The sequence below is a fragment of the Rhodococcus sp. DMF-1 genome, assembly GCF_021441945.1.
Taxonomy (GTDB): Bacteria; Actinomycetota; Actinomycetes; order Mycobacteriales; family Mycobacteriaceae; genus Rhodococcus; species Rhodococcus ruber.
In genome coordinates this window covers 3,957,511-3,971,769 of sequence record NZ_CP090442.1, presented here as the reverse complement: position 1 = coordinate 3,971,769, position 14,259 = coordinate 3,957,511, and the positions used below count along the sequence as shown (strand labels likewise).

15 protein-coding genes are annotated in these 14,259 nt (G+C 69.1%); 5 read left to right on the top strand and 10 right to left on the bottom strand.

Annotated features, from left to right (window positions below):
• Positions 1–72 precede the first annotated feature (72 nt).
• From LZP97_RS18095 to LZP97_RS18065, 7 genes are all read right to left on the bottom strand, one after another.
• Positions 73–693 carry an LON peptidase substrate-binding domain-containing protein gene (locus LZP97_RS18095; protein WP_010595714.1) on the bottom strand — a complete coding sequence of 207 codons (621 nt, stop codon included), beginning with the start codon at positions 691–693 and terminating at the stop codon, positions 73–75.
• Positions 693–1,166 carry a DUF309 domain-containing protein gene (locus LZP97_RS18090; RefSeq protein WP_010595713.1) on the bottom strand — a complete coding sequence of 158 codons (474 nt, stop codon included), beginning with the start codon at positions 1,164–1,166 and terminating at the stop codon, positions 693–695. Before LZP97_RS18090 ends, LZP97_RS18095 begins: the two co-directional genes overlap by 1 nt.
• Positions 1,159–1,917, bottom strand: a complete 759-nt coding sequence (locus LZP97_RS18085) for an ESX secretion-associated protein EspG (protein ID WP_010595712.1) — start codon at positions 1,915–1,917, stop codon at positions 1,159–1,161. The genes LZP97_RS18090 and LZP97_RS18085 overlap by 8 nt, the downstream gene beginning before the upstream one ends.
• Positions 1,914–3,197 carry a WXG100 family type VII secretion target gene (locus LZP97_RS18080; RefSeq protein ID WP_010595711.1) on the bottom strand — a complete coding sequence of 428 codons (1,284 nt, stop codon included), beginning with the start codon at positions 3,195–3,197 and terminating at the stop codon, positions 1,914–1,916. Before LZP97_RS18080 ends, LZP97_RS18085 begins: the two co-directional genes overlap by 4 nt.
• A 295-nt stretch (positions 3,198–3,492) precedes the next feature.
• Positions 3,493–3,819, bottom strand: a complete 327-nt coding sequence (locus LZP97_RS18075) for a hypothetical protein (RefSeq protein WP_017679740.1) — start codon at positions 3,817–3,819, stop codon at positions 3,493–3,495.
• 14 nt (positions 3,820–3,833) lie between these two features.
• Entirely contained in the window at positions 3,834–4,406 is a 573-nt protein-coding gene (locus tag LZP97_RS18070; protein WP_026137539.1) for a DUF3558 domain-containing protein, read from the bottom strand.
• Positions 4,407–4,575: 169 nt separating this feature from the next.
• Entirely contained in the window at positions 4,576–5,178 is a 603-nt protein-coding gene (locus tag LZP97_RS18065; RefSeq protein ID WP_010595708.1) for a TetR/AcrR family transcriptional regulator, read from the bottom strand.
• 109 nt (positions 5,179–5,287) lie between these two features.
• Between LZP97_RS18065 and LZP97_RS18060 the strand changes: the two genes are divergently transcribed.
• From LZP97_RS18060 to fabG, 4 genes are all read left to right on the top strand, one after another.
• Complete coding sequence (locus tag LZP97_RS18060; protein WP_003934461.1) at positions 5,288–6,433, top strand: acyl-CoA dehydrogenase family protein; 1,146 nt, start codon at positions 5,288–5,290, stop codon at positions 6,431–6,433.
• A gap of 36 nt (positions 6,434–6,469) precedes the next feature.
• Positions 6,470–7,687, top strand: coding sequence for an acetyl-CoA C-acetyltransferase (locus tag LZP97_RS18055; RefSeq protein ID WP_026137538.1), 1,218 nt, complete (start codon positions 6,470–6,472; stop codon positions 7,685–7,687).
• A 148-nt stretch (positions 7,688–7,835) separates the two neighbouring features.
• Entirely contained in the window at positions 7,836–8,597 is a 762-nt protein-coding gene (locus LZP97_RS18050; protein ID WP_017679736.1) for an SDR family NAD(P)-dependent oxidoreductase, read from the top strand.
• Positions 8,598–8,624: 27 nt separating this feature from the next.
• The gene (gene fabG / locus LZP97_RS18045) at positions 8,625–9,386 is read left to right on the top strand and encodes a 3-oxoacyl-ACP reductase FabG (protein ID WP_017679735.1); all 762 of its coding nucleotides are present in this window, start codon (positions 8,625–8,627) and stop codon (positions 9,384–9,386) included.
• Between the two features lie 81 nt (positions 9,387–9,467).
• Here the strand turns inward: fabG and LZP97_RS18040 are convergent, their stop codons facing one another.
• From LZP97_RS18040 to LZP97_RS18030, 3 genes are all read right to left on the bottom strand, one after another.
• The gene (locus LZP97_RS18040) at positions 9,468–10,877 is read right to left on the bottom strand and encodes an amino acid permease (protein ID WP_010595704.1); all 1,410 of its coding nucleotides are present in this window, start codon (positions 10,875–10,877) and stop codon (positions 9,468–9,470) included.
• Positions 10,870–12,135, bottom strand: coding sequence for a Glu/Leu/Phe/Val dehydrogenase dimerization domain-containing protein (locus LZP97_RS18035; RefSeq protein WP_048771507.1), 1,266 nt, complete (start codon positions 12,133–12,135; stop codon positions 10,870–10,872). Before LZP97_RS18035 ends, LZP97_RS18040 begins: the two co-directional genes overlap by 8 nt.
• Positions 12,136–12,344: 209 nt before the next feature.
• Entirely contained in the window at positions 12,345–12,854 is a 510-nt protein-coding gene (locus LZP97_RS18030) for an Lrp/AsnC family transcriptional regulator (RefSeq protein ID WP_017679733.1), read from the bottom strand.
• 184 nt (positions 12,855–13,038) lie between these two features.
• On the opposite strand from LZP97_RS18030, the gene hppD reads away from it, so the two are divergent.
• A complete protein-coding gene (gene hppD / locus LZP97_RS18025; RefSeq protein ID WP_010595701.1) occupies positions 13,039–14,244 on the top strand; it encodes a 4-hydroxyphenylpyruvate dioxygenase in 1,206 nt (401 codons plus the stop codon).
• The last annotated feature ends 15 nt before the right edge of the window (positions 14,245–14,259 follow it).

Sequence of the window (14,259 nt, the reverse complement as noted above, 5' to 3'; positions counted from 1 at the left end):
ACCGCCGAACGAGCAACGGCCGCCGGGACGTGGGAGAACGGGGTTCTGCGTGGTCCGCGGGATCGGTCGATCTCACATGCTGTCGAGGCGCCACTGGGCGAGCTGGACTGCGTTCGAGACGCATTCGGTCACCACCGCCGATCGTTCGGCGGGTCCGGGCGCCGTGAGCACCTGCAATCGGTCCGCCTCGCCGATCGGAACGAACCGCGCCAGTGCGAACAGCCGCGCGCCCGGCTCGTCGGGCAGTTCGGTGATGCTCGGCGGTTCGATCCGACCGTTCGACAGCCGGTCGAGCAGACCGTAGAGCCGGCCGAGCCCCACGCTCAGTTCGGCGAAATCCACCGGGCCGGAAACCGTGTCCGGCCACGGCTCGACCTCCGCGCGTGGGTAGGGGTCGTCCGGAAGCCAGTTCTTCACCCGGATCCGCTCTTCCCCGATGCACTCCAGGACGTATCGACCGTCGTCGAGTTCGGTGTCCATCACGATCCGCGCGATCGTGCCGACGTCGTGGCGGGTCTCCCCGCCCCCCACCTCGTGCCCTCGCTCGATGAGCACGACGCCGAACCGTGGCCCGTCCGGATCTGCGAGGCAGTCCCGGACCAGGCGGCGGTAGCGCGGCTCGAACACATGGAGCGGAAGCGCGTCGCCCGGCAGCAGCACGGTTCCCAGCGGGAACATCGGGAGCACGGGCATCAGGGCAGCCGCAGCCGGGGAATCGGCGGTTCCGGAATCGGCTCGCCGCGTTCGATCTCGGTCAGCAGGTGCTCGGCCCACGCCGCCAGACCGTCGATGTCCAGCCCGTGCGGCGGCTCGTCCTCGTAGTGCCGGATCCGCGCCTCCCCCTGCCGCAACAACGACGCCGCACCCGCCGGATTGTCCCGCAGCAGATGCGTCAGCCCCACGGCGAGCTGCGCCAGCCCCTGCCACAGGGGCCGCTCCTCGACCGGCGCCGATTTCCACGTGCTCTCCAGCACCTCGTGCGCATGAAACGGATGGCCGTGGTCGAGCAGCCGCTGGGCCTCGGTGATCGCCTCGTCGGGCTCGAGGTCCAGGTCCTCCGGGACCCGCTCGACACCCTCCTCGCCGTAGGGGAGAGGACGCCCCAGCGCGTCGCGCGGACGGGCATTCTGCGGCCTACCGTCGACGGTTCGATCCCGTTCAACCATGAACCCAGCGTAAACCGGTATCGCCGACCCGACCGCGCTTCTCGCGAGCCCCGTCGACGGCGCGGGCCAGCTCGTCGCGCAGCAGCTCCGGCGACGCGGGACAGACGTGGGTGTGGCGGCCCGTCCGGAACAGGTACCGGCCGTCCCCGACGACGTCGAACCAACCGAGATCGGTGACCGGCGTGAAGGTCAGACCGTCCGGTGAGGACAGTACCCGCAGGTTGCCCGTCCCGGACCGGGGATCGGTCAGCAGCCGTCGCAATCGGACTGCGGGCGGCGCCTGCGCGGTCCGCAGTACCTGCGTCGGGGTCGAGAACTCCGCCACCTCCGCGGTGGGCGCGGACAGCGCCGGCGCCGTGCCTGCGGGTGCGTCGGGCAGACACTGCACGACGGCGTCCGCCAAGGTGTACGCCGACGTGGTCGTGACGACGAAGTCGCCGGCACGCCCCGGTTCCTGTCGCACCAGGACCGCGGAGTCGTGCCTGATGCAGCCCCGCAGCCGCAGCTCGGAGTCGGCCGAGGTCTGCCCGTACGCCTCGACGGTGACCTCCGCGTGCCGCATCGTCGCCATCGCCGCCGCGAGCTGCTCGTCGGGATTCATGCGCCGCCACCGGTGGGCCGCCTCCACGTTCGCGGCGTGTTCGTCCTCCCACAGCGCGGTCGAGCGGTAGCGCAGGGGAAACGGGACCTCGTCGAGTCCTGTCGCGGTCCACAGCGCGAGGAACCGGTCGGGTGTGAGCCGCCACGTCATGCCGGATCGACCCCCAGTACCGGCGGCGCGGTGAGCGGCATCGGACCGATCAGCTCGTTCCCGTTGTCGATGCCCACGAGGTAGCTGGGCACCGTGCGGGCGGCGTCGTCGTCCCGTGCCGGGCGTGCGGGGGCGCCCAGCATGCCCGGGTACATGCCGCCCGCGCGGCCGGAGCCGGCGCGCGCGCCGGGACCCGACGTCGCCGAACCGGTCGTTCCGTTCGCCATCGGCACGCCGCCGACGGGACCGGGTCCGCCGAGTCCCGGAGCGCCGGCGCCGGTCCCCGCGCCGGCGCCTCCCGCGCCACCGCCCCCCGACGTCGCTCCGCCGGTTCCGCCCGGGAATCCCCCAGGGGAGCGCTCCGGGGTCGTGGTCGCGCCGGCCGCCGTCGTCGCGGCCGGGACGGTCGTCGAGGGCTCGGCAGCACCCGTCGTCGGGTCGCCCGGTGCCGCGTGACGGTCTGGGGCAGGGGCGTCTGGGGCTGGGGCGTCGGGGGCTGGGGCGTCGGGGGACGCGGTGTCCGTGACCGGTCGGCCGTCGCTGCCGGCTCCCGCGGGCCCGGAACCGCCACCTCGGCCGTTCGCACTATCCGCGGGGCGCTCCGCTGGGCTCGGTCCGAGCGGTCCCGATCCTGCCGTCGCCTCGTGCGGGGACGGCAGGATCGGGACCGCCGTGCCGGATTCGCGGTAGTGCGGGACGTAGAGCGACTCCATGACGCGCACGGCCTCGGTGCGTGCAGCCTCCGCCGCCCGCGCGAACTCCGCCGTGTCCTGTGGCACCACCACACCCGACGGCATCGGGATCCGTATCGGCGGTGGTTGCACATTGGTTCGGACGGCGGTGGCGATCTCCGATGCCGCAGCCAGCTTCGTCGACACCGCCAGCAGGGCGGCGACCAGTTGTTCGGCCGACGTCGCGAAGGAGCGGGTCGCCGCCACGGCCTGCTGTGCCGCCTCGCCGTCCCATCCCTCGGCAATCTTGTTGCAGATCATCTGGGTTCCGAAGATGAAGCCGATGCTCATATCGGTCGCGATCGCGCGCCAGCTCTCCGCCAGGCTCCTCATCGCACCCGGGTCCATTCTCTGGACGTCCCGGTAGATGGCGTCGTGCTCCATGCTGTGGAAGTTCTCGAACACGGTGGCATAGTCCGGATCGAAGCTGCCGTCGAGCCGTGCAACGAGGCTGGTGTGCCAGTTCGTCAGGGCGTCGACCCGCTCCGGCACCGCGGGATCGAGCAGCGGATCGAGCATCGACCGGATCGGATTCTCGTTGTACGACAATTTATCCGGCACTTCCGCTCACGACCGCGACGTGTCGCGCCGCGCGTCTTCCGGTGCCGTGTGAAGCCTCGACTGACATGCCCATGGAGTCCCCCCGATTCCGTGGTAGTGCGCAGGATCGTAGCGGACCGGACAGTCCTGTGGCGAGTCGTGCCGGGCCGTGCAGGTGGTGCCGCGATCGCCCTCGTCGCATCCGCGCGGTCCCCAGTCGTCCGCGCCCTCGATTGCGTTCGCGGATGACTGGCGCCCGCGCGGATATCGCGTGACTCGTCGAGCGGTGCAAAAGTGCTGGCGTTCACGTGGAGTCGGTCGTGCCGAGACGCCGGACCCAGTCGTACTCGGCGTCGAGGAATCCCTGCCCGCCGGCGGCGAAGGTCTCGCGCATGCGGGTGAGGACCTCGTGGAACTGGGTGAGCCGCTCGTAGGCGGACTCCGGGGTGCCTCTGGCCTTGAGGAGGAAGCCTCGGCGAAGTTGTTCCGCGGACTCGAATCCGCCGAAGCTCACGGCTCGGGTCAGGTCCTCGGATCGGTCGATCGCGTGGGACAGTGTCATGAGCATGGTGTCGCATAGTGCGACGATCTCGTCGATCGTGTGGGGGTCGAGTCGCAGCGGTTTGCTCACCCTGTTCCTTCCGATCAGTTGTCGATGAGTACGGAGATGCGCGCGGCGGTGTCCTCGAGTCCGGCGCACCATTCCCCTTGCGGGACGCCGTTGCCGTGGTCGGGGTGGTAGACGCGCGAGATGATGAGGACGCCGAACGACGTCTCCACGTTGACGGCACACGCGCGGCGCAGACTCGGGTCGACCTCGAGGAGGGCGCGTCGGCCGTCGACTTCGATGGGGGTCGCGTACTCGGCGACCTTCTCCTGCACTTCGGCGAAGGTGATGTTGCCGGAATTGAGATTGAGTCCGTAACGACGGAGAACTCCGGGGATGCGTAACGTGCCCTGATAGCTGCACCCGAGGAAGGTGTAGTGCGTCGCGGCGAAGTCGCTGACCTCCTCCGACTTCGGGTCGTAGCCGGCGTCGCGGAGTACCTGGTCGGGGATGTCGAGGCAGGGGTCGAACGTGACCGGGGGCCGGTCGGATTCGTCGACGATGCGCGGCACACGGGTGGTCGACGTGGCCGGCGGCTCCGCGGGTGCTGTGGGTTCCGGGGGTGCGACGGAGGTGCACGCGCCGGCCGTCGCCGCCGCGACGGCGACGATCCACCCACGCGTGCGTACCCGTCGTCGTTCTCGGTAGGTCGCGGCGCGAGCGTGTGGCCGACGCGCTCTCCGGTCACCCGCGACATCCGTTGCGTGCGCAGTCGGCCGATCGCCGCGCGAAGACGTCCCCCCGATCATGGACCCCCCGATCCGTCGTGTGGGGCAGATCCTAACGGACGGCGCCGACGAGGCGCAGGGCCAGATCGGAGTAGAGGTTCGCGATGGCGTGGGGCTCGTTGTAGCGGCCGGAGGGGTACCAACGGCAGATGTCGACGCACAGCGACATCAGGGCCAGGGTGACGCCCTCGGTGTCGGGGACGGTGAACTCGCCGGAGGCGACCCCGGCGTCGACGATGGTGCGGACGACCTGGGTGGTGCGTCGGCGCAGGCCGGTGATGACGCGGTAGTGCTCCGGGGTGAGGGCGGTCAGTTCGTACTGGACGACGCGGGCGCGGCGATGGTGCTCGGCCTGCCACTCGGCGAACCGGGCGATGACGGTGGACAGACGCGTGGTGGCGTCCTCGTCGGGCAGGTCGGCGGTGCGCACCACCTCGAGGGCGAGATCGTGGCCCTCGTAGCTGATCGCGTAGAGCAGTTCTTCCTTGGACTTGTAGTGCGGGTACATCGCGGCCGGGCTCATGTCGAGGCGGGCGGCGATCTGGCGGGTGGTGGTGCCGCCGTAGCCGTTCTCGGCGAACACCTCGACGGCTGCCTCGCGTAGCCGGGCCGCGGCCTTCGATCCGCTGATCACCGCGTCCCTGGATGTGCTCACGTCGTGCTCCCGTTCCTGCTGCGGCCTGGTTGACAAGATAGCGGCCGCGGTTCACTATAAGCGCACGCTTAGAAAATAAGCAGATGCTTACAGATTTGAGGAGCGGTTGATGCGACGCACCCTGTACGGCCCCGATCACGAGGCGTTCCGCGAGTCGGCGCGCGAGTTCGTGAACCGGTTCGTCATGCCCCGTGCGGAGGAGCTCATCGAACGTCACGAGATCCCGCGTGACATCTGGATCGAGGCCGGTAAGGCCGGCTTCCTGGGGCTCGAGATCCCGGAGCGCTTCGGTGGCATGGAGGCGAACGACTACCGCTTCAACGCCATCCTCGGCGAGGAGTTCGCCCGGGCCAACATGGCGCTGTCCTCGTCGATGGGTATCCATTCGGACATCACCGTCCCCTACATCGTCCACCTGGGCAACGAGGAACAGCGCGAGCGCTGGCTGCCGCGCTGCGCCACCGGCGAGCTCATCTGCGCCATCGGCATGACCGAGCCGTCCGGCGGCTCCGACCTCGCCAACCTGAAGACCACCGCCGTGCGCGACGGTGACGACTGGATCCTCAACGGCGCCAAGACGTTCATCACCAACGGCTACAACTGCGACCTCGTCGTCGTCGCGGCCCGCACCGACCCGTCGAAGGGCGCGAAGGGCATCTCCCTGTTCGCCGTCGAGCGCGGGATGGAGGGCTTCGAGAACGGCCGCAAGCTGGACAAGGTCGGTCAGCCCGAGGCCGACACCGCAGAGCTGTTCTTCAAGGACGTTCGCGTCCCGCACGCCAACCTCATCGGCGAGGAGGGCATGGGCTTCATCTCGATGATGAAGATGCTGCCGCAGGAGCGACTCGGCTCCGCGGTCAACAATGTGCACCACGCCAAGCACATCCTGCTCGAGACCATCGAGTACGCGAAGGAGCGCAAGGCGTTCGGCCAGGCCATCGGCGCCATGCAGTACAACAAGTTCCTGCTGGCCGAGCTGGTCACCAAGATCGAGGTCGCCGAGGCGTACGTCGACCAGGCCGTCGAGGCGCATGCCGACGGCAAGCTCACCGCCGTGGACGCGGCCAAGGCGAAGTGGTGGAGCGCGCAGACGCAGTCCGAGGTCCTGGACGCGTGCGTGCAGATCCACGGTGGCTACGGGTTCATGAACGAGTACCGTGTGGCTCGTGCATGGAAGGACGCCCGCGTCACCAAGATCTGGGCCGGCACCAACGAGATCATGAAAGAACTCATCGGCCGCGATCTGGGCCTGTAGAGACTCGAAGCGTCAACACCGAACAAGGAGCGCGTGATGCCCGAAGCTGTGATTGTCTCCGCCGCCCGTTCCCCCATCGGGCGGGCAATGAAGGGGTCGCTCAAGACCGTGCGCCCGGACGATCTGGCCACCCAGATGGTCGCCGCCGCCCTGGCGAAGGTGCCGGAGCTGGACCCGACCCAGATCGACGACCTGTTGCTCGGCTGCGGCCAGCCCGCCGGCCAGTCCGGGTTCAACATCGCCCGCGTCGTCGCGGTGCAGTTGGGCTACGACTTCCTGCCCGGCGTGACCGTCAACCGCTACTGCTCGTCGTCGCTGCAGACCACCCGCATGGCGCTGCACGCGATCAAGGCCGGCGAGGGCGACGTGTTCGTCTCCGCCGGTGTCGAGTCCGTCTCGAGCTTCGTCACCGGCAACGCCGACGGCCTGCCGAACACCAAGAACCCGCTGTTCGCCGACGCCGAGGCCCGCACCGCCACGCTCGCCGAGGGTGGCACGGCGTGGACGGACCCGCGCAGCGAGGGTCTGCTGCCCGACGTGTACATCGCGATGGGTCAGACCGCGGAGAACGTCGCGTCGATGACCGGCATCTCCCGCGAAGACCAGGACCGGTGGGGTGTGCGGTCGCAGAACCGGGCCGAGGAAGCCATCAAGTCCGGCTTCTTCGAGCGCGAGATCAGCCCCGTCACCCTGGCCGACGGCACCGTCGTGACCACCGACGACGGCCCCCGGCCCGGCACCACGTACGAGGCCGTGAGCCAGCTCAAGCCCGTCTTCCGCCCCGACGGCACCATCACCGCGGGCAACGCCTGCCCGCTCAACGACGGCGCCGCGGCCCTGGTGATCATGTCCGACACCAAGGCCGAGGAGCTGGGCCTGACCCCGCTGGCACGGATCGTCTCGACCGGCGTGTCCGGCCTGTCGCCGGAGATCATGGGCCTGGGCCCGATCGAGGCGGTCAAGAAGGCCCTCGCGAACGCCGGCAAGACCATCTCCGACATCGACCTGTTCGAGATCAACGAGGCGTTCGCCGTGCAGGTGCTCGGCTCCGCCCGTGAGCTCGGCATCGACGAGGACAAGCTGAACGTCTCCGGTGGTGCGATCGCCCTCGGCCACCCGTTCGGCATGACCGGGGCGCGGATCACCGCCACGCTGCTCAACAACCTGCAGACCCACGACAAGCAGTTCGGCGTGGAGACGATGTGCGTCGGCGGTGGTCAGGGCATGGCGATGGTGCTCGAGCGCCTGAGCTGACCCCTCTCGACCGGAACGCGAACGAGGCGCGGTCGCGGGCCCGAAAGGGCTTGTGACCGCGCCTTTTTCGAAAAAACAATCTTGAACTCGAGCGCGAATTCAACTATACAAGTCGCGTAGGTACCAATTTTCGGAGGAGACTACCCCCATGTCCGTACTCGACAAGTTCCGACTCGACGACCGCGTCGCGATCGTCACCGGCGCGTCCTCCGGCCTCGGCGTCGCCTTCGCTCAGGCCCTCGCCGAGGCCGGAGCCGACGTCGTGCTCGCGGCCCGTCGCGCGGACCGGCTCGAACAGACCGCCGAACTCGTCCGTGCGGCAGGTCGCCGCGCGCTGAGTGTCGAGACCGACATCGCCGAGCCCGAGCAGGCGCAGCGGATGGTCGACGCCGCGGTCGAGCACTTCGGCAAGGTCGACATCCTCGTCAACAACGCCGGTATCGGCACGGCCGTCCCGGCCACCAAGGAGACTCCGGAGCAGTTCCGGCGCGTCATCGACATCAACCTGAACGGTTCGTACTGGGCAGCGCAGGCCGCCGGGCGCGTCATGCAGCCGGGCAGCGCCATCGTCAACATCTCCTCCGTCCTGGGCCTCACCACCGCGGGACTGCCGCAAGCCGCCTACGCCGCGAGCAAGGCCGGCGTGATCGGTCTGACCCGCGACCTGGCCCAGCAGTGGGGGGCTCGCAAGGGCATCCGCGTCAATGCCATCGCGCCGGGATTCTTCGAGACGGAGATGACCGACGAATACCAGCCCGGCTATCTCGACAGCATGAAGCCGCGAATCGTCCTGGGCCGCACCGGTGATCCCGCCGAGATCGCCGCCACCGCCGTGTGGCTCACCTCGGCGGCCGCCGGTTACGTCACCGGACAGACGATCGCGGTCGACGGCGGCCTCACCATCAACTGAAGTTTCCAACCACACCGGAGGTAAGCAGTGAGCGAAGCAAGCACCCGTACCGCCATCGTCACCGGCGCCGCGCGCGGTATCGGCGCCGCAGTGGCCAAGCGTCTCGCCGAGGACGGATTCCAGGTCGCGGTTCTGGACCTCGACGAGTCCGCATGCGCCGACACCGTCTCGGCCATCGAGTCGGCCGGCGGCAAGGCCCTCGCCGTCGGTGCGAACGTCGCCGACGAGCAGTCCGTCGCCGCGGCCGTGGAGAAGGTCTCGAGCGAACTGGGCGATCCCACGGTGCTGATCAACAACGCCGGCATCACCCGCGACAACCTGCTGTTCAAGATGACCGTCGACGACTGGGACGCCGTGATGAACGTGCACCTGCGGGGCGCGTTCCTCATGTCCCGTGCGACGCAGAAGTACATGGTGGAGGCCAAGTTCGGTCGCATCGTCAACCTGTCGAGCACCTCCGCGCTGGGCAACCGCGGCCAGGTCAACTACTCCGCTGCCAAGGCCGGCATGCAGGGCTTCACCAAGACCCTCGCGATCGAGCTCGGCAAGTACGGCGTGACCGCCAACGCGATCGCCCCCGGTTTCATCGAGACCGAGATGACCGCGGCGACGGCCGAGCGGGTCGGGATGTCGTTCGAGGACTTCAAGGCCGCCGCGGCGTCGCAGATCCCCGTCGCCCGCACCGGAAAGCCCGAGGACATCGCGCACACCGCGTCGTTCCTCGCGAGCGAGGGCGCGGGCTTCGTCTCCGGCCAGGTCATCTACGTCGCCGGTGGTCCGAAGGACTGACGGCGGAGACCGAACCACGACGACGCCGTGCGTCCTTCCCCCCTGCGGGAGGACGCACGGCGTCGTCGTCTGTACGGTCGGTTACGGCTGCCGGACCGCCTGCCGGCGGTGCAGGAGCCAGCACGCGCCCGCGATCGTCGCGGTGAGGGCACCCGTCGCGACGAGCTGGGTGCGCGCGGCCGAGTCGAACAGTGCGAGCACGGCGATGCCGGCGAGCAGGCCGAGCGTCGCGTACGACAGGTACGGGAAGCCCCACATCTTCAGCGGCAGAGCGTCTTCGGTGCCTTCGCGGCGTGCCCGCTTACGCAGCACGAGGTGCGAGACCGCCACGAACGTCCACAGCACGAGGATGGTCGAGCCGACCGCGTTGAGAAGCAGCGGCAGGACCTTGTCGGGACGCACGTAGTTGAGTGCGACGGTGACGAATCCGAACGCCACCGAGGCCAGGACCGCGTTGCGGGGCACGCCGTTGGCGGCCACCCGGCCGAACACCGGGTACGCCGAACCGCGTTGCGAGAGCGAGTAGATCATCCGTGAGGCGCTGAAGAGCATCGCGTTGAGCGAGGACAGCAACGCCACCACGACGATCACGGTCATCACGGCGGCGGCCCCCGGCACCGAGCCGGCGTTCAGCACCGCGACGAACGGTCCCGTGACGAGATCCTCGGAGGTCCACGGCAGCACCGTCACCATGATCAGCACCGAGCCGATGTAGAAGACCAGGATGCGCCAGATCAGCGTGCGCACCGCGCGGCCGACGTTGCGGCGCGGATCCGAGGTCTCGGCGGCTGCGATCGCGATGATCTCGGTGCCGCCGAACGCGAACACCACGATGAGCAGTCCGGCGGCGATGCCGGCGATACCGGTGGGGGCGAAGCCTCCGTGTGCGGTCAGGTTCGCGAACCCGGTGCTGTCGAAGGCCGGCACCCAGCCGGCGATCATCGCGACGCCGATCGCGAGGAAGGCGACGATGGCGACGATCTTCAGTGCCGCGAACCAGAATTCGACCTCACCGAACCGGCGCACGCCGACGAGGTTCACGCCGGTGAGGACGACCATGAAGAACAGGGCCGCGGCCCACTGCGGGATCCCGGGGATCGAGGCGGCGGTGATGGCGGCGGCGCCGGTGGCCTCCGCCGCGATCACGATGACCACCTGGATCCAGTACAGCCAGCCGATGGTGCGACCGGCGACGGAACCGAGGGCGTTCTCCGCGTGCACCGAGAACGCACCGCTGGCGGGGTTCGCGGCCGCCATTTCGCCCATCATCCGCATGATGAGGACCACGAGGGCTGCAGCGGCGAGGAACGAGACGAGGATGGCCGGGCCGGCGACCGCGATGCCGGCGCCGGAGCCGACGAACAGGCCCGCGCCGATCGCGCCGCCGAGGCTCATCATCACCAGTTGCCGCGGTCGCATCGCCTGATGCAGCATCGCCCGTGGGGCGGGCGCGGCCGTGGTGGCCGGTGGGGTGGCCAAGGTGTCAGTCATCGATGCGCTCCCCCGCCGGCACCAGCTGGTCGAGGGCGATCTCGAACGCCGTGGCCGCGACGCCCGTATGGTCGGCGCTGCGCTCGTGGCAGCGCTGCAGCGCCCCGGCAACGGTGTCCGAGACGTCACCGAAGATCGCGGCGTCGGAGACCTCGACGTCGCCCTCCATGAGCTGCGCGAAGGCGCGGGCCATGCCGCTGTTGGCGATGAAGTCGGGGATCACCGAGACGGACTTGTCGGCGTGCTCGTAGGTGGGACCGTAGAAGATCTCGTCGTCGGCGAAGGGGACGTTCGCGCCGCTGGCGATCACCTCGAGGCCCGCCGCGACCATACGGTCGACCTGCTCGCGGGTGACCAGCCGGGACGCGGCGCACGGGAGGAAGACCTCGGCGCCGAGGTCCCAGATCGCGTCGTGCACCTCGGTGAAGGGACGCATCCGGTCGCTGCGGAGCGCGTTGCCGTTCTTGGTCAGCAGCAGGGTGCGCACCTCGTCGAAGTCGAGTCCGTCCGTGTCGAGGATGCCGCCGTCGCGGTCGATGATGCCGACGACGCGGGCGCCGGCCTGCGCCAGGTAGTAGGCCGCGGCCGCCCCGACGTTGCCCCAGCCCTGGACGATCACGCGCTTGCCGGTGAGCTCGCGGTTGCCGGCCGCGTCCCCGTAGATGCGGTAGTGGTGCCGCACCGACTCGGCGACGCCCCAGCCGGTGATGAGATCGGCCACCGTGTACTTCGCGTCCGGGGCGGGGGTGAAGCGGGTGTCCTCGACGACCTTGGCCACACCGAGCCGCAGCTGCCCGACCCGCTGGATGCGCTCGCGCTCGTCCGCGGCGAAGTGCCCGTTGACGACGCCCTCCTGGGGATGCCACAGACCGTTGCTCTCGGTGAGCGGCACGACCTCGGTCATCTCGTCGACGTTGAGGTCGCCGCCGGTGCCGTAGTAGGCGCGCAGCAGCGGCGCGACGGCCGCGAACCAGCGGCGCAGCACCCCGTCCTTGCGCGGGTCGGACGGGTCGAAGTCGATGCCGGACTTGGCGCCACCGATGGCCGGACCGGAGACGGTGAACTTGACCTCCATGGTCTTGGCCAGGGACTCGACCTCGCGGCGGTCGAGGCCGCGGCGCATGCGGGTGCCGCCGCCGGCCGCTCCACCGCGCAGGGAGTTGATGACGACCCAGCCGCGGGCAGTGGTCTCGGTGTCGTGCCACTCGAAGACGATCTCGGGGGCCTTGTCCTCGAAACGGGTCAGCAGGTTCTTCATGTCTTCTCTCGGGAGTCGGGACGGTGCGGTGCCCGGGTGCGGGCGAATGAAGAAGACTGTGACCGTGGTTACAAACGCCGCGCAAGTGCGGCCTGCGCTACTGATCAGCCTGAAGAGCTGTAGCGCAGCGGGATGCCGATTTTCTGTGCAGTGTGCAGAGCTGTGCCGCCGTTTTCTGCGGGGGAGGGCTGGTGGGCCGGTCGTCAGCTCTACCGGCGGTAGGCGGGCGCTTTGGCGGTTCTGCCCGGCTGGAGGGTGCGCAGCAGGGGCATGGCCCGGTAGCGGACCACCTCCGACAACACCATGACGCTGGTCGACCGGGCGACGATCGACGAGCGGTTCAGTTCGATCAGCGTCTGTTGCAGCCCGAGGTGGGAGTCCGCGGCGATCCGGCACAGGATGTCGCCGGCGCCGGTCGTCGCGAACGCCTCGAGCACCCCGGGAATCGCTTCGAGGACATCGGTGATGGCTTCGAGCGCACCCTGGACGATCTCCATCGTCACGAAGGCCTGGACCTCGAATCCGGCCGCCGCCAGGTTCAGGCGCGGTTCGTAGCCGGCGATGACGCCGGACTCCTCGAGCCGGCGCACCCGTGCCGAGACCGTCGCGCGCGCCACCCGCAACCGCCGGGACAACTCCAGCGCACCGATCTTCGGATCCGTGTGCAGCGTTTCCAGGAGCGCGAAATCCAACTCGTCCAGCTGCACGGCGTCACGCATGGCCGTTCCTTCCGAAGAGGCGGCGGAAACTGTACCGATTGTATAGCGGTGCGCCCGGCATCCCTCGTATTCCAGTCAGGTGGGCCAGCTGAAAAGGGGGAGATTGCGCCGTCCTTGCGACAGGTTTTTCCTGGTGACACACGACACACCGATGGCGCCGCGTCCGGCGGCAGGAGGAATCGCCATGACTCTCGAGTTCACCCTTACCGACAGCGAGAAGCTCGCCCAGCTGAACGCCGAGGAACTGCGGCAGCTCGTCGGCCTCGTCGAGTACGACGCCGATCGGGACCCGTTCCCCGTCAGCGGCTGGGACGCGGTGGTGTGGGTGGTGGGTAACGCCACGCAGGCCGCGCACTACTACCAGTCCGCGTTCGGAATGGAACTGATCGCCTACTCCGGTCCCACCACCGGCAACCGCGACCACCACGCCTACGTCCTGCGGAGCGGTGCGGTGCGGTTCGTCGTCAAGGGTGCGGTGGATCCGGACAGCCCGCTCGTCGACCACCACCGCCGGCACGGCGACGGCGTCGTCGACATCGCGCTGCAGGTGCCCGACGTCGACAAGTGCGTCGCGCACGCCCGGGCCCAGGGCGCGACGGTGCTCGAGGAGCCGTACGAGATCAGCGACGAGCACGGCACGGTGCGTCTCGCCGCGATCGCCACCTACGGCGAGACCCGGCACACCCTCGTCGACCGCTCGCGGTACTCCGGCACGTATCTGCCCGGCTACGTGGACAAGTCGTCGACCTACCGCAAGCGCGACGGCGCTCCCAAACGGATCTTCCAGGCGCTCGACCACGTGGTCGGCAACGTCGAGCTCGGCCACATGGACGAGTGGGTCGACTTCTACAACCGCGTCATGGGATTCACCAACATGGCCGAGTTCATCGGCGACGACATCGCCACCGACTACTCGGCCCTGATGAGCAAGGTGGTCTGCAACGGCAACCACCGCGTCAAGTTCCCGCTCAACGAGCCGGCCGTGGCGAAGAAGCGCTCGCAGATCGACGAGTACCTCGACTTCTACCGCGGTCCCGGCGCACAGCACCTGGCGCTGGCCACCAACGACATCCTCACCGCCGTCGACCGGCTCCGTGAGGAGGGCGTGGAGTTCCTCGCCACCCCGGACGCCTACTACGAGGACCCCGAGCTGCGGGCCCGGATCGGCGAGGTGCGGGTGCCGATCGAGGAGCTGCAGAAGCGCGGCATCCTCGTCGACCGCGACGAGGACGGCTACCTGCTGCAGATCTTCACCAAGCCGATCACCGACCGGCCGACCGTCTTCTTCGAACTGATCGAACGGCACGGTTCGCTCGGCTTCGGCAAGGGCAACTTCAAGGCCCTGTTCGAGGCGATCGAGCGGGAGCAGGAAGCGCGCGGCAACTTCTGATCGCTTCCGCGCTGC